We start from the raw sequence: 24,210 nt of genomic DNA, 5'->3' as shown, positions 1-24,210 counted from the left end.
CGGTGGACGCGGGCGTCCCGCATCGGCGCGGCCGCTACGATCACGGGATGGCCCAGGACGGACGCGCGCGACAGCAGCGGGCGGTCCTCACCCGGACCGCGGTGCTCGAGGGCGCTGCACGGGAGTTCGACGAGCGCGGGTACGTCGGTGCGTCGATGGACGGCGTCGCGGACCGCGCCGGCGTCACGAAGGGCGCGCTGTACTTCCACTTCGCCTCGAAGGCCGACCTCGCCGCCGCCGTGATCGCCGAGCAACACGCGATCTCCCGGCGGTACGGGGCGGAAGCGCTGGCGAAGGCGAGCTCGCCGCTCGAGGCGATGATGTGGATGTCCCAGGGCCTCGCGACGCAGATGGTGTCCGAGGTCGCGGTCAGCGCCGGCATCCGGCTCTCCACCGAAGCGGCCACGAGCGAGGTCGCCCGGTCGGACCCCTACACGGACTGGATGGCGGTCACCGCGGACCTGATGCGGCAGGGCATCGCCGCGGGCCAGGTGGACGAGCGCTGGGACCCGGAGCTGCTCGGGCGTGTGATCATCCCCGCGTACACGGGGGTGCAGACGGTGTCGGACGTCCTCGCCGACCGATCGGACCTGTTCGAACGGCTGCGGGACCTCTGGACGGTGCTCCTCGCGGCGATCGTCACCGATGCCGTACGGCCGGAGATCCCGCGTCTCGTCGGGATCATCGCACCGGCCGGGGCTCCCTGAGGCTCCGACCGGCGGTGCGGGTCACGGGTCCCCCCACGATGGCACCCGTGCATCCGACGCTATGAAGATACCAAGCGGTAGGTTCCGTCCGCCCACCCCCGTTCACGGGACCACACGGTCGGACTAGCCTGTCCCGGTGCCCACCCCCGCTGCCGAGTTCGCCGTCGACGTGCCGCTCGTCCGGGCCCTCCTCACCGACCAGCACCCGGACCTGGCAGCACTCCCGCTCGAGGTGGTGGCGAACGGGTGGGACAACGTGATCCTCCGGCTCGGGGACCTACTGGCCGTCCGGCTCCCCCGCCGCGAGGCCGCAGCGCGCCTCGTCGAACACGAGCAGCGGTGGCTCCCCGAGATCGCCCGGCGGGTCGCCCCGATCGTCCCGGTCCCCGACCCGGTCCGGATCGGCCGTCCCGCGCTCGGGTACCCGTGGTCCTGGAGCGTCGTCCGGTGGCTGCCCGGTGTCCCGGCCGGTGGACGACCCGCCGGGGTCGCGGTCGCCGAGGGGCTCGCCGCGTTCCTCGGGCTGCTGCACGTGCCCGCCCCGGCGGACGCACCGGTGAACCCGTTCCGCGCCGTCCCGCTGCGGGACCGGTCTGCCGCCGTCCTGGAACGCCTGCGGACCGCGGACGTGCCCCGTGCCGGCGAGCTGGCCGCGCTCTGGCGGACCGCGGCCCACCTTCCCGCCCACGCCGGGCCTCCCGTCTGGGTGCACGGCGACCTGCACCCGTTCAACGTCCTCGTCGAGCCCGGGCCGCGCGGAGACCGCCTGTCGGCGGTCGTCGACTTCGGCGACGTCACCGCAGGGGACCCGGCCGTCGACCTCGCGACCGCCTGGCTGACGCTCGACCGGGAGGCCCGGCGCACCTTCCGCGCGCTCGTCGCGGTCGACGAGGACACCTGGACCAGGGCACGTGGCTGGGCCGTGTCCATCGCTTCCGCCCTCGCGACGAGCGAGGACAGCGTGTTCCGGACGGTCGCACGACGCGGGATCGACGCCACCCTCGACGGCTGAGCGGAACGGGGTTATCGTCTCTCCACACCATCCGTGCACGTGAAGATCGGAGGGGCCTGATGACCCTCGAGTTCCGCGTCCAGCACGACGTCGACACCGACGCCGCACCCTCCTCCTCCCCGTCCACCCGATCCGGTCTCCGAGGGCTCCTCGACCGCCTCGCCGAGCGCCGGGCCGCCGCCAGGGTCCGCCGGGCCGATGCGCAGCTGCACGAGCTGGCCGACCTCGAACGGCTGCTCTCCGGAGCCCGCGGCGTCATCGAGCAGGGCTGGATCCAGCACGCCTGGTTCGCCTACGTCGACGACAAGGGCCGGATGCGCAAGGCGTCCAGCGCGGCCGCGATGGACGTCGCCGGCCGGCCGCTCGTCGGCGCGTGCCTCGTCGGCGCCGTGGTCTACGCGGCCGGCGGCCCGCACGCCGTCCACTCGCAGCCGGTGCAGCGCGCACTCGACGTCGTCTGGCACGCGCTCGCCGTGGAAGAGGGCGCACCCGTGCTCTGGTGCCCGGCACCCGACGTCCGGATGGGGCGCGTGCGCGACCTGACGAGCTGGAACGACGCCCCGTCGCGGACGTCGACCGACGTCGCATCCCTGCTGCTCACGGCCGAACGGGTCGCGGTGTCCGAGTCGGAGCGCATCCGGGCGCGAGTGGTGGCACGATCGAACGCATGAACGACGTGCCGGGACCCGCTGTCGACGACGTCCCGATCGTGCGGGCGGCCCCGCCCGGCGGGACGCTCGCCGCGGTCGGGAACGCACGCCTCAGCGACGAGGGCGGGTCGGCGGTCACCGTCGAGGACGACGTGAAGGCGACGCTGCAGCGGTACCTGCAGAAGCACCGTGCCGCGCTGCTCGGGAAGCTCGACGGGCTCGCCGAGCGGCAGGCGCGGTGGCCGGTGACGCCGACGGGGACGAACGTCCTGGGGCTGGTGAAGCACGTGGCCGCCGTGCAGTCGGAGTACTTCGGCCAGGTGTTCGACCGGCCGCTCCCCGATCCACCGGCCTGGCTCGACTCCGACGACGACCGCGACATGTACGCGTCCCTCGACGAGACGATGGCGGACATCGTCGCGTTCCACCACGCGAGCGCCGCCCACGCCGACGCGACGATCGCAGCGCTGCCGCTCGACGCGCGCGGGGTCGTGCCGTGGTGGCCGGAGGGGCACCGCGACGTCACGCTGCACCGCATCCTGGTGCACATGGCGTACGAGACCGCCCGGCACGCGGGGCACGCCGACATCGCCCGCGAGATGCTCGACGGCCTGGCTGGCGACGGCGACGGCAACCTCGCCGAGAAGACCCCGGCCGAGTGGGTCGAGTGGCGTGAGCACCTGATGTCGATCGCCGAACAGGCCGGCCTCCGGAGCGCCGGCCTGTAGCGCGTCCGCGCGCAGCATCGTTACCGTTCTCCCAGGTATGCAGCCGTAGTGGGCGTCTGATCAGGCTTTTTCGTCTGATCGTCCGCGCAGGTGAGCGGCCCCCGAGCGGATCTCGGTTGTACGGATCGCGCACGCGCTGCGTACCTTTGGCGGCGATCGTGCCCCGAACCGTGGGCAGAAATGCCGACCAGAGGGGAACCAGCGACCGGTGTTCTTCAACTACGTCACGGAGCGATGGAGCCAGATCTGGTTCGCGTCGTGGCAGCACTTCTCACTGGTCGTCCAGTGCACCGTGCTCGCCACCGTCATCGCGGTGGTGCTCGCAGCACTCGTCTACCGCAGCCCGCGGCTCCGGTCGCTCGCGAACGAGGTGTCGACCATCGGTCTGACGCTGCCCTCGTTCGCCGTGATCGGGTTGCTGCTCGTCCCGCTCGGGTTCGGCGTCGTGCCGTCCGTCGTGACCGTCACCTTCTTCGCCGCCCTGCCGATCCTCCGGAACGCGGTCGTCGGGCTCTCCGAGATCTCCCCCGCCGTCGTCGAGTCGGCCAGGGGCATCGGGATGAGCCGCTTCCGCACCCTCTGGCAGGTCGAACTGCCGATGGCGTGGCCGATCATCCTCACCGGGGTGCGGGTGTCCGCCCAGATGGTGATGGGCGTCGCCGCGGTCGCCGCGTACGCGCTCGGCCCGGGGCTCGGCGGCTTCATCTTCTCCGGCTTGTCGCGACTCGGCGGCGCCAACTCGCTCAACTCCGTCGTGGTGGGGGTCGTGGGCGTCGTCCTGCTCGCCCTCGTCCTCGACCTGCTCCTCCTCGGCCTCGGCCGTCTGACCATCTCGCGAGGTATCCGTGTCCAGCACTGACGCACCCATGTCCCACGACGTCTCGGCCGACGTCACCGGCCGCAGCATCCTGCTCGACACCGTGACGAAGCGGTACGCCGGAACGTCGAAGCCCGCCGTGGACGGCATCACGCTCGAGATCCCGGCCGGCAAGATCGTCATGCTCGTCGGCCCGTCGGGCTGCGGCAAGACCACGACGCTGAAGATGATCAACCGCCTGATCGAGCCCACCGAGGGCCGCATCGTGGTCGGCGACGACGACGTCACCGCGATCGACGGCGACGAGCTGCGCCGCCGGATGGGCTACGTCATCCAGGCCGGCGGGCTCTTCCCGCACATGACCGTCGCCGCGAACATCGCGATCGTGCCGAAGATGCTCGGCTGGTCCAAGGACAAGATCGCCGCCCGCGTCGACGAGCTCCTCGACCTGGTCTCCCTCGACCCGGACACCTACCGCGACCGCTTCCCCCGTGAGCTCTCCGGCGGCCAGCAGCAGCGTGTCGGCGTCGCCCGCGCGCTCGCCGCGGACCCGCCCGTCCTGCTCATGGACGAGCCGTTCGGCGCCGTGGACCCGATCACCCGCCAGCGCCTGCAGGACGAGCTCCTCCGCATCCAGGAGGAACTGCACAAGACGATCGTCATCGTCACGCACGACTTCGACGAGGCCGTGAAGCTCGGCGACTGGATCGTGATCTTCTCCGAGGGTGCGCACATCGTGCAGTACGACACCCCGGAGCGGATCCTCGCCGAGCCCGCGAACGAGTTCGTGGAGAACTTCATCGGGTCCGGCGCCGGCCTCAAGCAGCTGACGCTGAACCGGGTCCGCGACGTCGAGGTCGTCGACGCGGTGACCTGCTCGCCGGGGGAACAGGCCGCGGCCGTGCTCCAGCGGATGCGCGAGGCCGGCGGCCACGGGCACGCCGTCGTCGTCGACCGCCGGCAGCGTCCGATCGGCTGGCCGTCGCGCCGGCAGCTCGAACGCCTCGACCGGATCCCGGAGGGCATCGAGCCGAACCTGCCCGTCGTCGGTGAGGGTGCGACCCTGAACGACGCGCTCGACACCATGCTCGTCTCGAGCGCCGGAGCCGCACTGGTCACCGGGCGTCGCGATGCGTTCCGCGGGGTCATCACCGTCGAGACCGTGATGGACGCGATCACCCGGTCCCGCGCCGCCGCAGCCGAGGAGCAGGCGTACACGCCGGTCGGGACGAACACGAACCCGATCGAGACCATGCCGTCGACCCGCGCGGCACCGTCCGCCGGGTCGAGCGCCGGTGGTTCGTCCGCCGGTGGTTCGGAGGTCGTCGATGACTGACGTCGTGACCGAACCGCGCGTGCGCCCGGCGCGCAGTGCGTCCTGGAAACCCCTGGTCATCCAGCCCGTCGCGATCCTGGTCGTGCTCGGCGCCTTCGCGATCTGGCTGGCCACCGCCGACCTCACCGCGACCGAGCGTTCGACGCTGAACCCCGCTGACCTGCTCGCGCTCACCTGGCAGCACGTGCTGCTCACCATCGTGTCGACGCTCATCGTGCTCGTGATCGGCATCCCGCTCGGCATCGTCCTGACCCGTGGGCCGTTGCGCCGGGCCAGCGGGGTCATCCTCGCGGTCGCGAACTTCGGCCAGGCCGCTCCCGCGGTGGGCCTCGTCGTGCTCCTGGCGTTCTGGCTGGGCTTCTCGTTCTGGGCCGCCGTCATCGCGCTGGTCCTCTACGCGATCCTGCCGGTGCTGCGGAACACGATCATCGGCATCGAGAGCGTGGACTCCCGGCTCGTCGAGGCCGGCCGTGGCATGGGCATGAGCGCGTTCGCGGTCCTGCTCAGGGTCGAACTGCCCCTCGCCGTCCCGGTGATGCTCTCCGGCATCCGCACCGCGCTGGTGCTCCTGGTCGGCTCCGCGGCCCTCGCGACGTTCATCGGCGCCGGCGGTCTCGGCCTGCTGATCACCACGGGCGTGAACCTGTTCCTGCCGAAGGTGCTGGTCTCCGGCGCCCTGCTCATCGCGCTCCTCGCGCTGTCCATCGACTGGATCGGCCGCATCGTCGAGACCGTCGCACGACCGAAGGGACTCCGATGACGACCCGAACCCGAACCCGCCGACGCATCGTCGCCGGTCTCGTCGCCGGCGCCGCGGCCCTCGCACTCACCGGCTGCGGCCTGCAACCGGCGACCTCGTTCGTCCCCGCGGCCGAACCGGGCACCATCAAGCGCATCGACGACCTGCCCGACGGCGCGCACATCACCGTCACCTCGAAGAACTTCACCGAGCAGCTCGTGCTCGGGAAGATCGCCGTGCTCGCCGCGAAGGCCGCCGGGTTCGAGGTCACCGACGAGACCAACGTCCCTGGCAGCGTCGCCGTCCGCCAGCTCATGACGAGCCACGACGCGGACATGACGTACGAGTACACAGGCACTGCATGGCTGACCTACATGGGCCACAAGGAGGGCATCCCGGACAAGACCGAGCAGTGGCAGGCGGTCAAGGACGAGGACGCCGAGAACGGGCTCACGTGGCTCGACCCGGCGCCGATGAACAACACGTATGCGTTCGCCGTGCGGAAGGAAGCGGTCAAGGGGCTCGGCGGCATCACGAAGCTGTCCCAGATCGCGGACCTGCCGGCCGACCAGCGCACCTTCTGCGTCGAGTCCGAGTTCAACTCCCGCGCCGACGGCTTCAAGCCGATGCTCGCGAAGTACGGGCTCCAGCTCGGCGGGTCCGGTGCGAACGCGATCCCGAAGGGGAACGTCGACATCCTGGACACCGGCACCGTGTACACGGCGACCGACCGCGGGACGTGCAACTTCGGTGAGGTCTTCACCACCGACGGTCGCATCAAGTCGCTCGGCCTGCAGGTGCTCGAGGACGACGAGGGGTTCTTCCCGGCCTACAACGTCGCCCCGGTGCTCTCCAGCTCCGTGCTGAGCGAGTACCCGGAGCTCGAGGACGTCTACGACCAGATCTCGCCGAAGCTCACCGACGCGGTCCTGCAGGAGCTGAACCGGCAGGTGGACGTCGAGGGGCGCGAGCCGGCCGACGTCGCGTTCGACTGGATGGTCAAGGAAGGGTTCGTCACGCGGGGATGACGGCGACTCCGGCGATCCGGGCCGCGGTGTCGCGCATCAGGGCGACGACCTGGACGCGCACCTCCTCGGGGTCGGTGCCCTCGTGCCGTGCGGCGCTCCGGAGTGCGGTCATCACCATGCCGAGGAGCATCTCCGCGGCCTGCGGGGTGGCTGCCTCCGGCCCCCAGGCGGGATCGCGCTCGAGGACGGTCCGCACCGCGCCGGTCATCGCCTCCGCGACGGTCGTCATCCTGGTCACCTGGCGGCGCATGAGCTGGGGGAACCGGACGATGAGCTCCTTGCGCTCGTGCCGGTGTCGTTCGTCGCCGAACGTGTCGCCGAACACCAGGAACGCCAGGTCCACGACCGCCTGCGCCGCGGGTCGCCCGGCGACGGCGCGCACGTGGGCTCCGAGGGTCTCCGGGGACAGGTCGAGCTCGGTGTGGCCGAGGACCGCGTCCTCCTTGCTCTCGAAGTAGTTGAAGAACGTCCGGGGCGAGATGTCCGCGCGGGCGGCGATCTGCTCGATCGTGGTGCGGTCGATGTCCTGTTCGAGCACCAGGGCCCGCGCGGCTGCTGCGATGCGGGTGCGGGTCTCGATGCGCTTGCGGTCGCGGAGACCCATCTCGCCGGGGGTGACACTGTCGGGCATGGCACGACTGTAACCGGGACGTCATCTGGTTTGCAGCAAACGCAAACTTTCAGTCGTGCAACGGACAGTACGGTTGGCGCATGACCACTCCCGTGCTCGAGGCCAGAGACCTCACGAGGACCTACGGCCGCGGTTCCACGCGGTTCGATGCGCTGAAGGGAGTGTCGCTCGCGGTGCACCAGGGCGAGAGCCTGGCGATCGTCGGCAAGTCCGGATCCGGCAAGTCGACGCTCATGCACCTGCTGGCGCTGCTCGACAAGCCGTCCTCGGGCGAGATCCTCCTGGACGGCACCGACGCGGCGACGCTCAGCGCCCGGCAGGTGAACCGCACCCGGAACAGCACCTTCGGGTTCGTGTTCCAGCAGTTCTTCCTGACGCCGAAGACCTCCGTGCTCGACAACGTCGTGCTGCCGCTGAAGATCGCGGGCATCTCTGGTGCGGAGCGGAAGCGCCGGGGGATGGCCGCGCTCGACGCCCTGGGGCTGGCGGACAAGGCCAAGAACGACGCGAACGACCTCTCCGGCGGGCAGAAGCAGCGCGTGGTCATCGCGCGAGCGCTCGTGGGGGAGCCGAGCGTGATCTTCGCCGACGAGCCCACCGGCAACCTCGACACGAACACCGGTGAAGTCGTCGAGGACATGCTCTTCGGGCTGCAGCGCGAGCGCGGGATCACGCTCGTCGTCGTCACCCACGACGAGGAACTGGCCGCACGGTGCGACCGCAGCGTCAACGTCCGCGACGGTCTCATCGTCGGCGGGTCCGGCGGATCCGGCGGGTCCGGGGGGTCCGGCGGTGCCGATGCGCCCGCCCCGGGTGCCCACGAGCACGGAAGGCACTCCGCATGAACTTCCTCGACCTCCTGAAGACCGCGGTCGGCAACACCTTCCGCTCCAAGCTCCGCACCACGCTGACGGTCATCGCGATCTTCATCGGTGCCTTCACGATCACTCTCACCTCCGCCATCGGCACCGGCGTCGGCAACTACATCGACACCCAGGTCGCGTCGATCGGCGACACCGGGGCGCTGACGATCACGAAGACGGTCGACAGTTCCTCGACGGACAGCGGCCCCGCGAAGTACGACCCGGATGCCTCCACCCAGAGCGTCGACCGCGGGCCGGCCTCCTTCGGGTACCTCTCGCAGTCCGACGTCGACAAGATCAAGGACGTCACGGGCATCGACACGGTGCGGCCAGCGGTCGCGCTCAGCCCGAAGTACGCCGAGTACGGCAGCGAGGGCAAGTACGTCGTCGCGTTGTCCGCCAATGCCGGTGAACTCAAGGCGGACCTGGCCTCGGGCAAGCAGCTCGACGACAGCACCGACGCGAACCAGGTGATCCTGCCGACGAACTACCTGAAGAACCTCGGGCTCGGCAGCGCGAAGGCGGCCGTCGGCAAGGAGCTCACCTTCGCGGTGGACGACTACCAGGGCGCCGAGCACACCCTCACCGCGACCGTGGTGGGCGTGCAGAACGAGTCGCTGTTCGGCGGGAGCGCCGGTGCGAACTCCGCGCTGACGGACGCGATGCAGCAGGCGCAGGAGACCGGCAAGCCGGCATCGATCGCCACCTCGTACGCCAGCGCCTCGGCCACCCTGAGCGACGGTGCGACCGCGTCCACGGTGAAGAGCGCCCTGTCGAAGGACGGCTACACCGGGCAGACCATCCAGGACCAGCTCGGGCAGTTCCAGACCGTCATCAACGGCATCGTCGGCGTGCTCAACGCCTTCGCCGTCATCGCGCTCATCGCGGCCGGGTTCGGCATCATCAACACGCTCCTGATGAGCGTGCAGGAGCGCACCCGCGAGATCGGCCTGATGAAGGCGATGGGCATGGGCGGCGGCAAGGTCTACACACTGTTCTCGCTCGAGGCCGTGTTCATCGGCTTCCTCGGCAGTGCGATCGGCGCCGGTGTGGCGATCGCGCTCGGGACGGGTATCTCCAACGTCCTCGCCGGGACCGTGCTCAAGGACCTGCCAGGGCTGCACATCCTGCAGTTCGCGCCGTCCTCGGTGATCACGATCATCGTCGTGGTGATGGTGATCGCCTTCCTCGCGGGCACGCTGCCCGCCCGACGGGCAGCGCGTCAGAACCCGATCGAGGCACTCCGGTACGAGTAGCGCCGCAGGTGCATAGTGTCGGACCGGTGACGGCATTCGGGCGGGACCTCGGCGACGGCTGCACGCTGACGCTGCGGGACCTCTCGACCGTCGAGGCGGTGCACGACCTCGTGCTCGCGAACCTCGACCGCCTCCGTGCCGCCGAACCGTGGGCGTGGGGGTCGCAGACGCTCGAGGACACGTCCCTGCACACCGAACGGATGCTCGCCCAGTACGCGATGGACCGGTCGTTGCCGTGCGTCATCCGCGTGGACGACCGCGTCGTCGGTGCCGCGTCACTGGCCTTCGACACGTACCTCGGGCAGGCGTCGCTCGGCTACTGGATCGATGCCGGCCAGGAGGGACGGGGCATCGTCCGGCGGGCGGCCTCCGTCCTCGTCTCGGTCGCCGGGGCGCGGGGCGCGAGACGGGTCGAGATCCGCACGGCCGTCGGCAACGAGCGGAGCCGCGGGCTCGCCGAGCGGCTCGGCTTCACGCACGAGGGGACCCTGCGGAGCGCACTGCCGCTCGGGCCCGCGCGGGTCGACGTCGCCCTCTACGGCCGGGTCCTCTGACCCGACCGCTCCGGTCGGCCGTCAGGAGCCCTGGGTGGCGTGCTGCCACGCCGCGAACGTGCCGAACCCGACGAACAGCGCGACGAGCACGATCCAGACGGCGAGGGCGATGACGTTGAGCAGGATGCCCCACCCGGCGCGGCCGCGCGCGAGCGGTTCGCGGCCGCGGGACGCGATCCCGAGGCAGAGCCCGACGATCGGGGCGAAGAACGTCCACCCCGCGAGCAGCGAGCAGATGCCGAGCACGAGACTCGCGGTGCCGAGGCCGGTCCTGGGGGATTCGGAGTACGTGACCATGCCTGCGACGCTACGGACCCGCTCGTGGCGAGTCGTCCCTCCCGGTGGGGATCCGGGTCCCCCTGCGGACTGATGGTCACCCGCCGCCGGTATCGTCGTCGTCATGGCTCTGTTCGGACGGCGTGGCAAGGACTCCACCGAGCGACCCATCAGCCAGGTCGAGCTCAAGCGTGCGGTGGACGAGGGCTTCCTCATCTCGAAGGCGGCCGTCGTGATCGCCGTCGCGAACCGGATCATCACGAACTCCCTGCGTGACCAGGGGTTCTTCGACCACGCGGTCGCAGCCGAGGCGACGCGCGAAGAACTGCACCGGATGGCCGAGGAGCAGCGCGGCGACGCCCAGCGGATGCGGGAGATCCGGTCGAAGGCGATCAAGCAGAAGGGCCGCTCGAAGCACCAGCACGACTACCGGCGCGGCGACGACGTCAAGCTCCGCACGCGCGAAGCCCAGTACGAGCAGCTCGCGACGATGCTCGACCGACGCCGTGACGACCAGGGCTTCGTCGACGGCATCGTCCTCGCCGCGCGGGCCCGCGCGTGGGACGACATCGGCACGACCGTCGTCGGCCGCCTGGGGTGGGCGCAGCGCCCGACCGAGGGCTACGAGATCGGCCGGGACGACCGCGTGCAGCAGATGCTCGACGAGGACTTCGCGGCCCTGCGCGCGGAGCACCCAGTCGGCTCCGGTCCGAGCGCGATCGAGGACACCGACGATGCCTCGGACGGCGCCTCCGACGACGACGGCACGGACGCCGCCGACGCCGACACCACCCGCAGCTGACCCGGGCACCGCGGCTGGGGGTCCGCACACGCGCGCCTCGTAGGCTCGGTGCATGGTCGATGCGGTGGTGGTCGGGGCGGGACCGAACGGGCTCGCCGCCGCGGTGACGTTGGCGCGTGCCGGGCTCTCCGTCGAGGTGGTCGAGCGCAACGACACCATCGGCGGCGGGGCCCGTACCGCAGAGCTCACGCTGCCCGGGTTCCTGCACGACGTGTGCTCCGCCGTGCACCCGATGGCGCTGCAGTCCGAGTTCTTCCGGCGCTTCCGGCTCGAGGACCGCATCGAACTGCGGCTCCCCGAGGTGCAGTACGGCCACCCGCTCGACGGTGGGCGTGCCGGCATCGCGTACCGGGACCTCGACCGCACGGCTGCCGAGCTGGGCGTGGACGGGCCGGCGTTCCGGAACCTGATGGGCCCGCTCGCGCGGAACGCCGACCAGGTGGCGGACTTCGCGACCGACGCGCTGCTCCACGTCCCACGGCACCCGCTCACCGTCCTGCAGTTCGGCCTGCGTGCGCTGGAGCAGGGCAGCAGTGCCTGGAACGCCCGCTTCCGGCAGGACGTCGCACCGGCGATGATCACCGGGGTCGCGGCGCACTCCATCCAGCACATGCCCTCACTCGCGACGGCCGCAGCAGCCCTCTCGCTCGGTGTCTACGCCCACGCCAGGGGCTGGCCGGTGCCGATCGGCGGCAGCCAGGCGATCGTCGACGCGCTCGCCGCAGACCTCGTCGCGCACGGTGGCACGATCGAGACCGGACGCGAGGTCCGGTCCCTCGCAGACCTGACACCCGCCAAGGCGGTGCTCTTCGACACGAGCGTCCCCGGGATGCTGCGGATCGCCGGGAAGCAGATCCCGTCGCCGAAGCGCGGTGCGCTGCGGCGGTTCCGGTTCGGCAACGCCGCGGCGAAGGTCGACTTCGCGCTGTCCGACCCGGTGCCGTGGACGAACGCCGAGCTCCGGAAGGCCGGCACCGTGCACATCGGCGGGACGCGTGCGGAGATCGCCGCGGCCGAGGGCGATGTCGCACGCGGACGTCACGCCGAGCGGCCGTACGTCCTCGGCGCCGAACCGACCGTGGTCGACCCGAGTCGCGCCCCGGAGGGCAAGCACGTCTTCTGGGCGTACGCGCACGTCCCCGCGGGATCCGACGTCGACCACACCGAGATCGTCACGCGGCAGATCGAGCGGTTCGCCCCGGGGTTCCGCGACACGGTCCTCGCGACGAGCTCGCGCACCGCGGTCCAGATGGGCGAGTACAACCCGAACTACGTCGGCGGGGACATCGCCGCCGGCGCCGCGAGCTTCTGGCAGCTCGTGAAGCGACCCCTGCTGACCGGCGACCCGTGGCGGATGGGTGGTGGGATGTACCTCTGCTCGGAGGCGTCCGCACCCGGCCCGGGCGTGCACGGCATGGCCGGGTGGCACGCCGCACGGAGCTCCCTGCGTCACACCTTCGGGCTCCCCGAAGACGTCGATCTCACACCGGAGGACTGAACACCATGGCCAAGAACGTCCGGATCCTGCACTGCACGCCCGAGGACGTCTTCGACGTGTTCGGGGACGGCTGGCTCTACACGACGTGGGTGGTCGGTGCGTCCCGTCTCCGGAACGAGGAGCGCGGGTGGCCCGAGGTCGGCACACGCCTGCACCACTCGTTCGGGGTCTGGCCGCTGGTCATCAACGACGAGACGACGTCGCTCGAGTGGGACCCGCCGCGCCACATGGTGATCCAGCCGAAGGGGTGGCCGATCGGGGAGGCCCGGGTCGAGCTGAGCGTCGAACCGCACGCCAAGGGGTGCAAGGTCACGATCGTCGAGAACGCCGTCGCCGGACCGGGGTCCTGGGTGCCCGGCTTCGTCATCCAGCCGCTCATCTGGATCCGGAACCGCGAGACGCTGCGCCGGCTCGGCTGGGTCGCGACGGGTCGCGCCCGCAACTCCTGACGAGCCGGACGGGAGGCCCGTGGCGGCGCCGCCACGGGCCTCCCGTCCGCCTGTCTGCCACCTACACAGCGCGGCTGAACTCGCTCGCGCGCGTCACCTGGTCCTCGGTGAGGGCGACGCCCGTGTACCGCTCGAACTGCCGCGCTGCCTGCAGCGCGATCACCTCGGCACCCGTGATGACGTGCTTGTCCGCGGCGCGACCCGCGCGGACCAGCGGTGTCTCCGAGGGGAACGCGACGACGTCGAAGACGGTGTGGGCCGCGTCGACACGGTCCTGCTCGAAGGCGAGGGTCTCCGCCTGGTCGCCGTCCATGCCGAGCGGCGTGACGTTGACGAGCAGGTCGACGTCGCCGGCGTCCTGCTCCGACCGCGCCCACGCGTAGCCGTACTGGTCGGCGAGGGCCGGACCGGTGTCCTCGTTGCGGGCGAGCACCGTGAGGTGGTCGAAGCCCGCGCCGCGGAACGCCGCCGTGACCGCCTTCGCCATGCCGCCGGAGCCGCGGAGCAGCACGCGGGAGGCCGGATCCACGTCGTGGGAGGCGAGGAGGGCGGCGACGGCCTCGTAGTCGGTGTTCGACGCGGTGAGCACACCGTCGTCGTTCACGACGGTGTTCACGGACTGGATCGCGGCGGCCGACTCCTCGATGGTGTCGACGAGCGGGATGATCGCCTCCTTGAACGGCATCGACACCGAGCATCCGCGGATGCCGAGCGCTCGGATCCCGGTGACGGCGCCGGGGAGGTCGGTTGTCGTGAACGCCTTGTAGAGGAAGTTCAGCCCGAGCTCGTCGTAGAGGAAGTTGTGGAACCGGGTGCCGATGTTGCTCGGCCGGGCCGCGAGCGACATGCACACCTGCATGTCCTTGTTGAGGATGGGCATCCGGTCAGTCTCGCACGGGATCCCGACGTATTGGAGCGGTCCACACTCGGTCGTCGTCCTGGCAGGGGTACCGTCTGGGGTGATGACTGACCTTCCTGAGACCATGCGTGCCGTCCGCTTCGACGAGTGGGGTGACCGCGGCGTCCTCCACGTCGCCGAGGTCCCCGTCCCCACGGTCGAGCCGGGCCGGGTGCTCGTCCGCGTCCGTGCCGCCGGGATCAACCCGGGGGAGTCCGCGATCCGCCAGGGGACCCTCGGCGGTGACCTGCCGTCCGGGCAGGGCACCGACTTCGCCGGGATCGTCGTGGCCGTCGGCGAGGGCGTCGACGGTGTCGACGAGCGCGAAGAGGTCATCGGCTGGTCGTGGGAGCGCTCGAGCCAGGCGGAGTACGTCTCCGTCCCCGCCGAGCAGGTCGTCCAGAAGCCGCGCCTGCTGGACTGGACCGTCGCCGGCGGCCTCGACATCGTCGCGACCACGGCGGCAGCGGCGGTGCGCGCCGTCGACCCGAGGCCGGGGGAGACCGTCGTGGTCTCCGGCGCCGCCGGGGGTGTTGGCGGCTTCGTCACACAGCTCCTCACGAACGAGGGGGTCGACGTGATCGCCGTCGCGTCCGAGGCGAACCACGAGTGGCTCGCGTCGAAGCGTGCACGCCCCGTTGCCTACGGCGACGGGCTCCAGCAGCGCATCGAGGAGCTCGCGACGAACGGCATCGACGCGCTCATCGACACGCACGGCGCCGAGTACGTGCACCTCGGGATCGCCCTCGGGATCCCGGCGGACCGCATCGAGACGATCATCGCGTTCGAGGCAGCGGCCGAGGTCGGGGCGAAGGCATCCGGCAGCACGGACACCGCCGACCCGGAGATCCTCGGGGCGCTCGCCGCGATGGTCGCCGAAGGGGCGATCGAGGTCCCCGTCGCGAGCACGTACCCGCTCGAGCGCGTGCAGGACGCGTACGAGGAACTGGAGCAGGGGCACACCCGCGGGAAGATCGTGCTCGTCCCCTGAGCGCCGGTGGGGTTCTCCCCACCCTCGATCGGGAGGGTGACCACCTTCTGCCAAGGGCCCGGCGTGCGTAGCGTGATGCGCATGAACTCACTCATCCTGATGCCCTCGGAGGGCAACCGCCGCTGAGGTCCGGTTCGTCCGTCCGGCGGTTCGTCCGTCCGGCGGTCCGGCGGTTCGTCGGTTCGTCGGTTCGTCGGTTCGTCCGTTCGTTCGTCTCCTCCGTCCGTCCGTCCGTCCGGACGGGTTAGGGTGGCGGCGTGCCGGTCTCCGTCTTCGATCTCTTCAGCATCGGCGTGGGTCCGTCGAGTTCCCACACCGTCGGACCGATGCGCGCCGCCGCGGACTTCGCATCCCGTGTCGCCGGGCTGCCCCTGACCACGATCCGCGTCGACCTGTACGGCTCGCTGGCCTCGACCGGGCAGGGGCACGGCACGCTCGGCGCCGTCGCGATCGGCCTGACGGGGGAGCAGCCCGAGCGCGTCGACCCCGACGCCATGACCGCATCGCTCGACGGCCTCGAAGCGACGGGGTCGCTCCGGCTCTCCGGTGGGCAGACCGTCCCGTTCCGGCTCCGGGACATCGTCCAGCACCCCCTGACGATGCTGCCGCGCCACCCGAACGCGATGCGGCTGCGCGCCTTCGACGCCGGCGGCTCCGAGCTCGCCGTCGAGACCTACTACTCGGTCGGCGGCGGCTTCATCGCCCGCGACGGCGAGGACACCTCCGCCGTGGCCAGCGCCGCCATCCCGGTCGGCGACGCCGTGCCGTACCCGTTCTCGAGCGGCGCCGAGCTCCTCGCCGCCTGCGCGCGGTCCGGGCTGCCGGTGAGCGGCATCGCCCTGGCGAACGAGACCGCGACCCGCACCGACGACGAGGTCCGCTCCGGGCTCCTCGGCATCCACGCCGTGATGGAGTCCTCGGTCGACCGGAGCATCCGACGGGGCGGGACGCTGCCGGGCGGCCTCGACGTCCGCCGCCGTGCCGCGAACTGGTACGAGCAGCTCACGCGCGACGACCCCGGGCACGACCCCCTCTTCGCGATGGAGTGGGTGAACCTCACCGCGATGGCGGTCAACGAGGAGAACGCCTCCGGCGGCCGGGTCGTCACCGCCCCGACCAACGGTGCCGCCGGGATCATCCCCGCAGTCCTGTACTACGCGCTGACCTACGTCCCCGCGATCACCCCTGAGCTCCGCGACGACGCGATCGTGCGGTTCCTGCTCACCGCCGGCGCGATCGGCTCGATCTACAAGGAGCGCGCCTCCATCTCCGGCGCCGAGGTCGGCTGCCAGGGCGAAGTGGGGTCCGCGGCGTCGATGGCCGCCGCCGGACTCGCCGAACTGCTCGGCGGGACGCCCGAGCAGGTCGAGAACGCGGCCGAGATCGCGATGGAGCACAACCTCGGGCTGACGTGCGACCCGATCGGCGGCCTCGTGCAGATCCCGTGCATCGAGCGGAACGCGATCGCGGCGAACAAGGCCGTGAACGCCGCACGGATGGCCCTCCGTGGAGACGGGGTGCACCACGTGTCGCTCGACCAGGTCGTCGAGACGATGCGGCAGACCGGCGCCGACATGTCCACCAAGTACAAGGAGACCGCGATGGGCGGTCTCGCGGTGAACGTCCCCCTCTGCTGACCGGGGTCCACGGCCAGCGGTCCGCCTGCCCGCGCGCGAGGGGGACTCGGCGGGGTACATCGCCTCACAACTGGGGGAGCGCCGCGGTGCCCTGACGGGTTACCGTGCTCGCGTCCACTCCGACGCGGGTGGACCGGCGCCCACGGATCGGGTGCCGCACCAGTCATGGAGTGACGCCGATGCTGCACCGACCCCTCGCCCTCGTGACGGCGACCGCGCTCGCCGCGACCCTCGCCGCCGGTCTCACCGCCCCGGCGTCCGCCGCTCCTGCCGTGCCGTCCCCGACCGCTGCGGTTCTCGCTTCCGTCCCGACGCCGACCGACCCGGCCACCGGACGGACGCCCGGCGACGCGACCGTGGACCTGACCATCGTGCTCCGGCCCACGGACCAGACCGCGCTCCGAGCGCTGCCCACCACGACCACCGGCGACACCGCCGCGGATCGGGCCGACGCCGTCGCCGCGGTCGCCCCCGAGGCACCGCACGGCGCGACGGTCCGCGCAGCGTTGACGGCTGCGGGGTTCACCGTCACCGACCGTGACACCTGGGAGCTCGAGGCGACCGGCACCGCCGCCCGTGCCGAGGCGCTGTTCGGGATCCGGCTGCTCGGGAGCGGCGACGGCATGCACCCGTCCGCCGAACCCGTCCTGCCGTCGTCGTTCGGCGGCGCGGTCACCGCCGTGCTCGGGCTCGACACGCGCCCGGCCGCCGCACACGCCGCGCTGCCCGGCGGGTACGCCCCAGCAGACCTGGCCCGTGCGTACGCCTCGTCGAGTGCTGCGAACGCCGGCGCGGGGACGACGGTCGCGACGGTCCAGCTCTCCGGGTGGGACCGGAACGACCTCGTCGCCTACGCGAAGGCGGTCGGGCGCGAGGTCCCCGCGCTCGACCAGGTCTCCGTCGACGGGGCCGACGTGCACGCACCAGACGGTTCCGGCGGCGAGTCCGAGGTCGCACTCGACCAGGAGGCACTGCTGGCGACCGCACCGGGCGCCCGCCAGCGCGTGTACGTCGCGCCGAACTCGTTCCAGGGGCTCTACGACAGCTACAGCCGCATCGCCGACGACGTCCGTCGAGCCGGGATCGTGGCCGTCAGCGTCTCGTGGGGGTCGTGCGAGTCGCTGACCTCGCCCGGTGTCCGAGCCGCGTTCGACAACGCGATCGCGCGCATCGTCGCCGCCGGGGCGACCGTCTTCGCCGCATCCGGTGACGACGGAGCGAAGTGCCCGACCGGACCGAAGACCGTCGTGACGTCGGTCACGTACCCGGCGTCGTCGCCCGCCGTCGTCGCGGTCGGGGGCACCTCGCTCCGGACCACGTCCTCGGCGACGAGCGAGACGGCCTGGGGCAACTCGTACGGCGCGAGCGGCGGCGGCACGTCGGCCGCGTACGCACGCCCGGCATGGCAGAGCGGTGTCGGCGTCTCCGGGACGAAGCGCCTGGTCCCCGACATCGCGTCCGTGGCCGATCCCGCGACCGGTCCCGGGATCTACCTCGGCGCCGCGCGCGGGTTCGCGCTCGGCGGTGGGACGAGTCTCGCGTCACCCGTCGTCGCCGGGCAGCTCGCGGCGGCGCTCAGCGCCCGCGGCTGCGCTTCCGGGGTCGGAGACCTCCACCAGACCCTCTACGCACACCCCACGGCCTTCCGCGACGTGACCGGGGGGACGAACGGCACGTACCCGGCGACGAAGGGGCACGACCGGGCGACCGGCCTGGGGACGCCCAGGTGGTCCGTGCTCGGCGCGCTCCTGCCGACCGCCGGGTGCACCCGTGGGCGGGTCGTCGGGTCCGCCGCCGCTGCCGGGGCCACCGCGACCGGGATCACCGGGTCCGCGGTCGCGGTGCCGTCCGGCACGTCCATCCGGTCACCGCACGGGCTGTGGTGGCTCGACCTGCAGGCCGACGGGAAGCTCGTCGAGTGGGGCGGCGGACGTGCCGTGTGGTCGTCGAACGTGGCGTCGAAGGGCGCGTCGCTCGTGGTCGGGACGAACGGCACGCTGGCCGTCCGCAGCACCACGGGTGCGACCGTCTGGCGTGCCGGGAAGGCCTCGACCGGCAGTGCGCCGCGGCTGCAGGTGACGGACCTCGGGGTGGTGCAGCTCGTCCGGGGCTCCACCGTCCTCTGGCAGCAGGCGCCCGCGACCCGCGACCGGCTCCTCCCCGGAGCGAGCCTGGTCCCCGGGCAGGAGATCCGGGACACCGCGGCGCACCGGCGGTTCGTCGTGCTCGACGACGGGTCGCTCCGGATCGTCATCGGGACGAAGACGGTGTTCACCGTCGCCGGCGGTCGGGGCAGCTCGCTCCGCGTCCAGTCCGACGGCAACGTGGTGCTCTACGACGCGTTCGGGCGGGCGAAGTGGTCGACGGGGACGTCCCGGTACGGGGGCAAGGGCATGGTGCTCCGGATGCAGACGAACGGCGACGTCACGCTGTACCAGGGGACGACGCTGCGGTGGCACTCCAAGACGAAGGGGTGACGCCCCCGCACGCTGCCGCGGGCCGGACGTCGCAGCCGGGACGTCGCGGCCGGGACCGCGTCGCCGTCAGGCTGCCAGCAGTGTGAGCAGCCGCGCCGTCTCCGCGGCGATCGCGTCCCGCCCCGCGGCCACGTACTTCCGCGGGTCCACGACGTCGGGGCGCTCGTCGAGGACGTCCCGGAGCGCCCGCGTGAACAGGCCGTTCAGGTGCGTCGAGATGTTGATCTTCGTCATCCCGGCGGCCACCGCGGCCCGCAGTTCGTCGTCGGACAACCCGGAGGACCCGTGCAGGACGAGCGGCACGGGGACCGCGGCGTGCAGCCGTCCGATGAGGTCACGGTCCACTGCGGCTTCACGGGTCTGCATCGCGTGCGAGGTCCCGACCGCGACGGCCAGCGCGTCGACGCCGGTCGCCGCGACGAACGCCGCCGCGACGGCCGGGTCGGTCCGGACACCGGGGGCGTGGACGCCGTCCTTGCCGCCGACCTCACCGAGCTCGGCCTCGATCGCGATCCCGGCCCGGTGGCAGCGCTCGGCGAGGGTTCGCGTCGCAGCGACGTTGGAGTCGTAGTCGAGGTGCGACCCGTCGTACATGATCGAGTCGACGCCGAGCGCGATGCCCTCGGCGACGAGGTCGACGTCCTCGATGTGGTCCAGGTGCACCAGGACCTCGACGTCGGCGGCGCGGGCGATCGCCTGCGTGGCCGCCGTGATCGGTGCGAGGCCGCCGTGGTACCGCACGCAGTTCTCGCTGATCTGCAGGATCACGGGCAGGCCGGCGTGCACGGCCCCGTCCACGATCGCCTCGGCGTGCTCGAGGAGGACGACGTTGAACGCGCCGACACCGCTCCGGGTCGTGCGCGCCGAGTCGAGCAGTCCGGTCAGGGCGAGGTCGGTGATCATGCGTGGCTCCGGGTCGTCTCGAGGTCGGTGGTGAAGCGGTGGACGGCGTCGTGGTCGATCTCGCCGGCCACCGGGCGCAGGACCGCGGCGGCGCCGAACGCGGCAGCGGTGCGGAGTGCTGTGGCGATGTCCGCGCCACGGGTCAGGGCGAGGACGAGGCCGGCGGTGGCGGCGTCACCGGCGCCCGTGGGGTTCCCGGTGACACCCGGGACGGCGGGGACCTCGACGACGGCGTCGACGGTGTGTGCTGCGATGCCCGCCGAACCGCGGGAGACCACGACGGTGCCCGCCCCGCGGCGGAGGAGGTCGAGCGCGCCGGCACGTTCGTCCGTGCGGCCGGTCGCTTCCGCCAGTTCGTCGCGGTTGGGTTTGCAGATGGTGGCGCCGGCGTCGGCGGCTGCCAGCAGCGCGGGTCCGGAGAGGTCGGCGACGACCAGTGCCCCGGCCGCGAGGGCGTCGGTGATCCACGGGACGACCACGTCGGGCGGGCTGCCGACGGGGAGCGACCCCGCGATCACCAGCGCATCGGCGTCCGGCGCGGCGTGCACCGCGGCGCGCACCGCTTCGTCGACACGCAGCCAGGTCCTGGCGGGCACGTCCGGCCCGGGTTCGCCGAACATCGTCGGGTGGGCGAGGTCGTCCACGACGGTGATCGTGCTCCGGGTCTCACCGGGGACCGACACCACGGTCACCGGCAGCCCGAGGGCCGCGACGGCATCGGCCATCCAGGTGCCCGAGGCTCCGCCGAGGGGGAGGACCGAGTGGGTCGCCACGCCCTCGGCAGCGAGCACCCGGGCCACGTTGAGCCCCTTGCCGCCCGGGCGCCGTTCGACGCTCCGGACGCGCTGGGTCGTGCCGATGCGCTGCTCGTCGACGCGGTAGGTGACGTCCACGGCCGGGTTCGGGGTGACGACGACGATCATGCGAGGACCTCCGGGAGGAGCGGACCGACCCCGACGACGAACAGGTCGGCGCGTGAGCCGACCGCCAGGGGGACCGGGAGGCCGAGCAGGGCGGCGGCGTGGGCGGAGGACGCATCGACCGCCTCGGTGAGCGGAGCACCGGCGTCGAGCAAGCGGGCGAAGCCGTCCGCGACGACGCCCGTGCTGCCGGCGAGCGACGACCCGTCCGCGAGCATCGCGACCCCGTCCGCGACCACGACGTCGGACCCGGCGATCCGGTAGGTGCCGTCGGGACACCCGGTGGCCGCCATCGCGTCGGACACGAGGACCATCCGGCCCGCCGCGCTCCGCCGCACGAGGTCGACCGTCACGGGGTCGAGGTGGTGGCCGTCGACGATGGCCTCGACGCTCAGACGGGGATCGGTCAGCGCGACGCCGACCGGGCCGGGCGACCGGTGGTGCAGCGGCGGCATGCCGTTGAAGACGTGGGTGACGAGCCGGGCACCGGCGTCGACCGCTCGCTCGACCGTCGCAGCGTCGGCGTCGGTGTGGCCGATCGCCACGATGACGCCCGCGTCGGACAGCCGCCCGACCGCGTCCGGTGCGCCGGGGAGCTCGGGAGCGAGCGTCACGATCCGGAGCGCCCCCTGGGCGGCGTCGAGGTACGCGCCGACTTCGGCCGGTCCGGGAGCGTGCAGGAGCGTCGGCGCGTGTGCTCCGCGGCGAGCGGGCGAGAGCCACGGCCCCTCGAGGTGGAGGCCGGCGAGGACGCCGTCGGCCACGAGGGGGCGGAGCCGCCGGAGCGCGGCCACCGTGTCCTCGGGGATGCCGGTCGCGATCGAGGCGACGAGGGACGTGGTGCCGCGGGCGGCGTGGTGCGCGGCGACCGCGCGGGCGTCCTCGGCGGAACAGGTCGCGAAGTCGTGCCCGAGTGCGCCGTGCGCGTGGAGGTCGACGAAGCCGGGGACGACGGTGCCCGCGACCTCGTGCACGCGGAAGGGCCCGTCCGCGTGCTCGGGCGCTCGGCCCGATCCACGTGCCACGACGACCCCGTCGCCGACGAGCAGCCACCCGTCGTCGAGCACGGCGTCCGGGGTGACGATGCGCGGAGCACGGACGAGCGTGGTCATGCGTGCTCCCCGACGGTCGCGAGCGTGGCGAGGAGGTCCTGTGCGAGGAGGCCGGCGCCGATGGCCCCGGCCGCGTCACCGTGGCGGGCCGGCACGACGGCGGGCACCCGCAGTCCGACGAGCCGTTCGGCGACGGCGACACGGAGCGGGTCGAACAGCAGCGCGCCCGACTCGGCGAGCCCACCGCCGACGACGACCGTGTGGCAGCCGGCGACGGCCGTGATCCAGGCGAGGGTGTCGGCGAGGACGTCGACGCACTCCGCCCAGACGGCTCCGGCAGTGGGATCGCCGTCGCGGACCCGCAGCATCGCGGCGTGCGCGGAGTCCGTTCCGGAGCGACGGGCGACGGCGCTCGCCGAGGCGATCTCCTCGACCCGGAGCCCGGCGTGCGGGCCGTGTGCGATGCGCACCTGCCCGACCTCTCCCGCCCAGCCGCCACCGGACACCAGGGCACCGTCGACGACGAGCGCGCTCGCGAGCCCGGTGCCGACGGGCACGAAGGCGACGGACCCGACGGCGAGTGCGGGGGACCGGGTCTCGGCGAGGGCACCGGCGCGGACGTCGTGGCCGAACGCCACGGGGACGTCGATGCCCTGTGCTGCGAGGGCGTCCCGCAGGCGGTCGCGGACGGGGACGTCCTGCCAGCCGAGGTTCACCGAGAGGACGGATCGGCCGGTGGACTCGTCGACGACGCCGGGCACGACCACCCCGACGGCATCGAGTGACTGGTCGGCGGGGCCGGCGCCGCCTCCGGTCGTCCGGAGCGCGGCCACCACGAGTCGTGCAACGGTGGCCGCGAGCCGCTCGGCGTCCGGATCGTCCCGCGGGGTCGGGACCCGCTGCTCGGCGAGCACGGTGCCGACGGCGTCGGTCAGTCGGGCCTTGATGCCCGTGCCGCCGACGTCGACCCCGAGCACGACCCCGCTGCCGGGCATCAGGTGAGGATGACCGACCGGGTCAGCGAGCGCGGGTGGTCCGGGTCGAGCCCGCGGGCTTCGGCCAGGGCGACCGCGAACCGGTGCACCACGACGAGCCCGGCGATCGGGTCGAGGTCGTGGTGGACGAACCGGGCACCGGTGGCCGCGACCTCGTCCGCGAGGCCCTCGGGGGCCGCACCGAGCGACCACACCAGGCGCCCGGGCTGTGCGATCGCGATCGGTCCGTGCCGGTAGTCCATCGCCGGGTACGACTCCGCCCAGAACTGCGCGGCTTCGCGGGTCTTCAGCGCGGCTTCGTAGGTGAGACCGACCGCGGCACCACGCCCGACGAAGGACACCTGCTCGGCGCCGAGCAGGTCGTCGATGGGGAGCGCGAGGGCGGTCTCGGCCTGGGCGGCCAGCGCGTCGACGTCGTCACCGATGGACGCGCGGAGGAGCGCGAGCGCGGTGGTGGCGAATCGGGTCTGCACGACCGAGCGCTCGTCGGCGAAGGGGAGCGCGACGACGGCGTCGGCAACGGCTGCCGCGGGGCTGTCCGCCACGGCGGTGATCAGGACGGTGCGCTGCGTCGGCAGTTCGGACAGGAGCGAGATGATCTCGGTCGTCGTGCCGGAACGGCTGATCGTGACGACGCGGTCGTACTCGCGCCCGGTCGGGTACTCGGACCCGGCGAAGGCGTCCGTGACCCCGAGGCCGGCCTGCTCACGGGCGACGGCGTAGCTCATCGCGATGAACCAGCTGGTCCCGCAGCCGACGACGGCGACACGTTCGCCGGGCTGGGGGAGGGAGTCGACGAAGGAGGGGAGGAGCGCCGCGGCGGCGCGCCAGGTCTCCGGCTGCGACGCGAGCTCCTCGCTCACGAAGGTGTCGGTCATGGGTGCCTTCCGGTCCGGATCGATCCCGATGATCGATGTGGTCGGAAGCATAGCGAGCGATCGTGCGCGAAGCGAGAGCAAAACGTCATTTCCGATCAACGACCGCGCACAGC

At 72.3% G+C, this 24,210-nt stretch carries 25 protein-coding genes; 17 read left to right on the top strand and 8 right to left on the bottom strand.

Annotation, left to right across the window (positions count from 1 at the left end):
• Positions 1–47: 47 nt before the first annotated feature.
• From EDF55_RS10710 to EDF55_RS10675, 8 genes are all read left to right on the top strand, one after another.
• Positions 48–707: a ScbR family autoregulator-binding transcription factor gene (locus tag EDF55_RS10710; protein ID WP_123654954.1), complete on the top strand. Its 660-nt coding sequence runs from the start codon at positions 48–50 to the stop codon at positions 705–707.
• A 136-nt stretch (positions 708–843) separates the two neighbouring features.
• Positions 844–1,719 (top strand): aminoglycoside phosphotransferase family protein, encoded by an 876-nt coding sequence (locus EDF55_RS10705; protein ID WP_123654953.1) that lies wholly within the window; start codon positions 844–846, stop codon positions 1,717–1,719.
• Positions 1,720–1,778: 59 nt separating this feature from the next.
• The gene (locus EDF55_RS10700; RefSeq protein ID WP_123654952.1) at positions 1,779–2,390 is read left to right on the top strand and encodes a hypothetical protein; all 612 of its coding nucleotides are present in this window, start codon (positions 1,779–1,781) and stop codon (positions 2,388–2,390) included.
• Positions 2,387–3,097 carry a DinB family protein gene (locus tag EDF55_RS10695; protein WP_123654951.1) on the top strand — a complete coding sequence of 237 codons (711 nt, stop codon included), beginning with the start codon at positions 2,387–2,389 and terminating at the stop codon, positions 3,095–3,097. The genes EDF55_RS10700 and EDF55_RS10695 overlap by 4 nt, the downstream gene beginning before the upstream one ends.
• A 208-nt stretch (positions 3,098–3,305) precedes the next feature.
• The gene (locus tag EDF55_RS10690; RefSeq protein WP_123654950.1) at positions 3,306–3,956 is read left to right on the top strand and encodes an ABC transporter permease; all 651 of its coding nucleotides are present in this window, start codon (positions 3,306–3,308) and stop codon (positions 3,954–3,956) included.
• A gap of 7 nt (positions 3,957–3,963) precedes the next feature.
• Positions 3,964–5,250 carry an ABC transporter ATP-binding protein gene (locus tag EDF55_RS10685; protein ID WP_123654949.1) on the top strand — a complete coding sequence of 429 codons (1,287 nt, stop codon included), beginning with the start codon at positions 3,964–3,966 and terminating at the stop codon, positions 5,248–5,250.
• Positions 5,243–6,010 carry an ABC transporter permease gene (locus tag EDF55_RS10680; RefSeq protein WP_185017323.1) on the top strand — a complete coding sequence of 256 codons (768 nt, stop codon included), beginning with the start codon at positions 5,243–5,245 and terminating at the stop codon, positions 6,008–6,010. The genes EDF55_RS10685 and EDF55_RS10680 overlap by 8 nt, the downstream gene beginning before the upstream one ends.
• Positions 6,007–7,017: a glycine betaine ABC transporter substrate-binding protein gene (locus EDF55_RS10675; protein ID WP_123654948.1), complete on the top strand. Its 1,011-nt coding sequence runs from the start codon at positions 6,007–6,009 to the stop codon at positions 7,015–7,017. The genes EDF55_RS10680 and EDF55_RS10675 overlap by 4 nt, the downstream gene beginning before the upstream one ends.
• Here EDF55_RS10675 and EDF55_RS10670 read toward each other — a convergent pair.
• Complete coding sequence (locus EDF55_RS10670) at positions 7,004–7,648, bottom strand: TetR/AcrR family transcriptional regulator (RefSeq protein WP_123654947.1); 645 nt, start codon at positions 7,646–7,648, stop codon at positions 7,004–7,006. The genes EDF55_RS10675 and EDF55_RS10670 overlap by 14 nt on opposite strands.
• Before the next feature lie 80 nt (positions 7,649–7,728).
• Here EDF55_RS10670 and EDF55_RS10665 point away from each other — a divergent pair, with 80 nt between their 5' ends.
• The 3 genes from EDF55_RS10665 to EDF55_RS10655 are packed head-to-tail and all read left to right on the top strand — an operon-like array spanning position 7,729 to position 10,321.
• Positions 7,729–8,493 (top strand): ABC transporter ATP-binding protein, encoded by a 765-nt coding sequence (locus EDF55_RS10665; protein WP_123654946.1) that lies wholly within the window; start codon positions 7,729–7,731, stop codon positions 8,491–8,493.
• Positions 8,490–9,767 carry an ABC transporter permease gene (locus EDF55_RS10660; RefSeq protein WP_123654945.1) on the top strand — a complete coding sequence of 426 codons (1,278 nt, stop codon included), beginning with the start codon at positions 8,490–8,492 and terminating at the stop codon, positions 9,765–9,767. The genes EDF55_RS10665 and EDF55_RS10660 overlap by 4 nt, the downstream gene beginning before the upstream one ends.
• A 26-nt stretch (positions 9,768–9,793) precedes the next feature.
• Positions 9,794–10,321, top strand: coding sequence for a GNAT family N-acetyltransferase (locus EDF55_RS10655; RefSeq protein WP_185017320.1), 528 nt, complete (start codon positions 9,794–9,796; stop codon positions 10,319–10,321).
• A gap of 21 nt (positions 10,322–10,342) precedes the next feature.
• Here the strand turns inward: EDF55_RS10655 and EDF55_RS10650 are convergent, their stop codons facing one another.
• Complete coding sequence (locus EDF55_RS10650) at positions 10,343–10,618, bottom strand: hypothetical protein (protein ID WP_123654943.1); 276 nt, start codon at positions 10,616–10,618, stop codon at positions 10,343–10,345.
• Between the two features lie 103 nt (positions 10,619–10,721).
• Between EDF55_RS10650 and EDF55_RS10645 the strand changes: the two genes are divergently transcribed.
• Genes EDF55_RS10645 through EDF55_RS10635 form a run of 3 tightly spaced genes read left to right on the top strand, consistent with a single transcriptional unit; the run spans position 10,722 to position 13,346 of the window.
• The gene (locus EDF55_RS10645) at positions 10,722–11,399 is read left to right on the top strand and encodes a hypothetical protein (RefSeq protein WP_123654942.1); all 678 of its coding nucleotides are present in this window, start codon (positions 10,722–10,724) and stop codon (positions 11,397–11,399) included.
• A gap of 52 nt (positions 11,400–11,451) precedes the next feature.
• A complete protein-coding gene (locus EDF55_RS10640) occupies positions 11,452–12,897 on the top strand; it encodes an NAD(P)/FAD-dependent oxidoreductase (RefSeq protein ID WP_123654941.1) in 1,446 nt (481 codons plus the stop codon).
• A 5-nt stretch (positions 12,898–12,902) separates the two neighbouring features.
• Positions 12,903–13,346 (top strand): SRPBCC family protein, encoded by a 444-nt coding sequence (locus EDF55_RS10635; protein ID WP_123654940.1) that lies wholly within the window; start codon positions 12,903–12,905, stop codon positions 13,344–13,346.
• Positions 13,347–13,407: 61 nt separating this feature from the next.
• Here EDF55_RS10635 and EDF55_RS10630 read toward each other — a convergent pair whose 3' ends face one another.
• Entirely contained in the window at positions 13,408–14,226 is an 819-nt protein-coding gene (locus tag EDF55_RS10630) for a shikimate 5-dehydrogenase (RefSeq protein WP_123654939.1), read from the bottom strand.
• 82 nt (positions 14,227–14,308) lie between these two features.
• On the opposite strand from EDF55_RS10630, the gene EDF55_RS10625 reads away from it, so the two are divergent.
• From EDF55_RS10625 to EDF55_RS10615, 3 genes are all read left to right on the top strand, one after another.
• Complete coding sequence (locus EDF55_RS10625) at positions 14,309–15,235, top strand: NADP-dependent oxidoreductase (RefSeq protein ID WP_260235888.1); 927 nt, start codon at positions 14,309–14,311, stop codon at positions 15,233–15,235.
• Positions 15,236–15,492: 257 nt separating this feature from the next.
• The gene (locus EDF55_RS10620; protein WP_123654938.1) at positions 15,493–16,872 is read left to right on the top strand and encodes an L-serine ammonia-lyase; all 1,380 of its coding nucleotides are present in this window, start codon (positions 15,493–15,495) and stop codon (positions 16,870–16,872) included.
• Positions 16,873–17,051: 179 nt separating this feature from the next.
• On the top strand, positions 17,052–19,349 hold the full coding sequence (locus EDF55_RS10615) for a S8 family serine peptidase (protein ID WP_123654937.1): 2,298 nt from the start codon (positions 17,052–17,054) through the stop codon (positions 19,347–19,349).
• A 66-nt stretch (positions 19,350–19,415) separates the two neighbouring features.
• On the opposite strand, the gene EDF55_RS10610 is transcribed toward EDF55_RS10615, so the two are convergent.
• From EDF55_RS10610 to EDF55_RS10590, 5 genes are read right to left on the bottom strand one after another with little or no spacing between them, the layout of a single operon-like run.
• Entirely contained in the window at positions 19,416–20,252 is an 837-nt protein-coding gene (locus EDF55_RS10610) for a class II fructose-bisphosphate aldolase (RefSeq protein WP_185017318.1), read from the bottom strand.
• Positions 20,249–21,175 carry a 1-phosphofructokinase family hexose kinase gene (locus EDF55_RS10605; RefSeq protein ID WP_123654936.1) on the bottom strand — a complete coding sequence of 309 codons (927 nt, stop codon included), beginning with the start codon at positions 21,173–21,175 and terminating at the stop codon, positions 20,249–20,251. Before EDF55_RS10605 ends, EDF55_RS10610 begins: the two co-directional genes overlap by 4 nt.
• A complete protein-coding gene (locus EDF55_RS10600) occupies positions 21,172–22,284 on the bottom strand; it encodes an N-acetylglucosamine-6-phosphate deacetylase (RefSeq protein WP_123654935.1) in 1,113 nt (370 codons plus the stop codon). Before EDF55_RS10600 ends, EDF55_RS10605 begins: the two co-directional genes overlap by 4 nt.
• Positions 22,281–23,219 carry an ROK family protein gene (locus EDF55_RS10595; protein WP_123654934.1) on the bottom strand — a complete coding sequence of 313 codons (939 nt, stop codon included), beginning with the start codon at positions 23,217–23,219 and terminating at the stop codon, positions 22,281–22,283. Before EDF55_RS10595 ends, EDF55_RS10600 begins: the two co-directional genes overlap by 4 nt.
• Complete coding sequence (locus EDF55_RS10590) at positions 23,219–24,097, bottom strand: SIS domain-containing protein (RefSeq protein WP_123654933.1); 879 nt, start codon at positions 24,095–24,097, stop codon at positions 23,219–23,221. The genes EDF55_RS10595 and EDF55_RS10590 overlap by 1 nt, the downstream gene beginning before the upstream one ends.
• Between the last annotated feature and the right edge of the window lie 113 nt (positions 24,098–24,210).

It is taken from the genome of Curtobacterium sp. ZW137, assembly GCF_003762905.1.
Taxonomy (GTDB): Bacteria; Actinomycetota; Actinomycetes; order Actinomycetales; family Microbacteriaceae; genus Curtobacterium.
The sequence above is the reverse complement of the archived record's forward strand: the minus strand, read 5'-3'. Positions and strand labels throughout refer to the sequence as shown.

What these genes read in the sequence shown, in the direction of transcription:
- EDF55_RS10710 (WP_123654954.1), top strand. Translation starts at nt 48, where the DNA reads ATGGCCCAGGACGGACGCGCGCGACAGCAGCGGGCGGTCCTCACCCGG.
- EDF55_RS10700 (WP_123654952.1), top strand. Translation starts at nt 1,779, where the DNA reads ATGACCCTCGAGTTCCGCGTCCAGCACGACGTCGACACCGACGCCGCA.
- EDF55_RS10695 (WP_123654951.1), top strand. Translation starts at nt 2,387, where the DNA reads ATGAACGACGTGCCGGGACCCGCTGTCGACGACGTCCCGATCGTGCGG.
- EDF55_RS10685 (WP_123654949.1), top strand. Translation starts at nt 3,964, where the DNA reads ATGTCCCACGACGTCTCGGCCGACGTCACCGGCCGCAGCATCCTGCTC.
- EDF55_RS10680 (WP_185017323.1), top strand. Translation starts at nt 5,243, where the DNA reads ATGACTGACGTCGTGACCGAACCGCGCGTGCGCCCGGCGCGCAGTGCG.
- EDF55_RS10675 (WP_123654948.1), top strand. Translation starts at nt 6,007, where the DNA reads ATGACGACCCGAACCCGAACCCGCCGACGCATCGTCGCCGGTCTCGTC.
- EDF55_RS10670 (WP_123654947.1), bottom strand. Translation starts at nt 7,648, where the DNA reads ATGCCCGACAGTGTCACCCCCGGCGAGATGGGTCTCCGCGACCGCAAG.
- EDF55_RS10665 (WP_123654946.1), top strand. Translation starts at nt 7,729, where the DNA reads ATGACCACTCCCGTGCTCGAGGCCAGAGACCTCACGAGGACCTACGGC.
- EDF55_RS10660 (WP_123654945.1), top strand. Translation starts at nt 8,490, where the DNA reads ATGAACTTCCTCGACCTCCTGAAGACCGCGGTCGGCAACACCTTCCGC.
- EDF55_RS10650 (WP_123654943.1), bottom strand. Translation starts at nt 10,618, where the DNA reads ATGGTCACGTACTCCGAATCCCCCAGGACCGGCCTCGGCACCGCGAGT.
- EDF55_RS10645 (WP_123654942.1), top strand. Translation starts at nt 10,722, where the DNA reads ATGGCTCTGTTCGGACGGCGTGGCAAGGACTCCACCGAGCGACCCATC.
- EDF55_RS10640 (WP_123654941.1), top strand. Translation starts at nt 11,452, where the DNA reads ATGGTCGATGCGGTGGTGGTCGGGGCGGGACCGAACGGGCTCGCCGCC.
- EDF55_RS10635 (WP_123654940.1), top strand. Translation starts at nt 12,903, where the DNA reads ATGGCCAAGAACGTCCGGATCCTGCACTGCACGCCCGAGGACGTCTTC.
- EDF55_RS10630 (WP_123654939.1), bottom strand. Translation starts at nt 14,226, where the DNA reads ATGCCCATCCTCAACAAGGACATGCAGGTGTGCATGTCGCTCGCGGCC.
- EDF55_RS10625 (WP_260235888.1), top strand. Translation starts at nt 14,309, where the DNA reads ATGACTGACCTTCCTGAGACCATGCGTGCCGTCCGCTTCGACGAGTGG.
- EDF55_RS10615 (WP_123654937.1), top strand. Translation starts at nt 17,052, where the DNA reads ATGCTGCACCGACCCCTCGCCCTCGTGACGGCGACCGCGCTCGCCGCG.
- EDF55_RS10610 (WP_185017318.1), bottom strand. Translation starts at nt 20,252, where the DNA reads ATGATCACCGACCTCGCCCTGACCGGACTGCTCGACTCGGCGCGCACG.
- EDF55_RS10605 (WP_123654936.1), bottom strand. Translation starts at nt 21,175, where the DNA reads ATGATCGTCGTCGTCACCCCGAACCCGGCCGTGGACGTCACCTACCGC.
- EDF55_RS10600 (WP_123654935.1), bottom strand. Translation starts at nt 22,284, where the DNA reads ATGACCACGCTCGTCCGTGCTCCGCGCATCGTCACCCCGGACGCCGTG.
- EDF55_RS10595 (WP_123654934.1), bottom strand. Translation starts at nt 23,219, where the DNA reads ATGCCCGGCAGCGGGGTCGTGCTCGGGGTCGACGTCGGCGGCACGGGC.
- EDF55_RS10590 (WP_123654933.1), bottom strand. Translation starts at nt 24,097, where the DNA reads ATGACCGACACCTTCGTGAGCGAGGAGCTCGCGTCGCAGCCGGAGACC.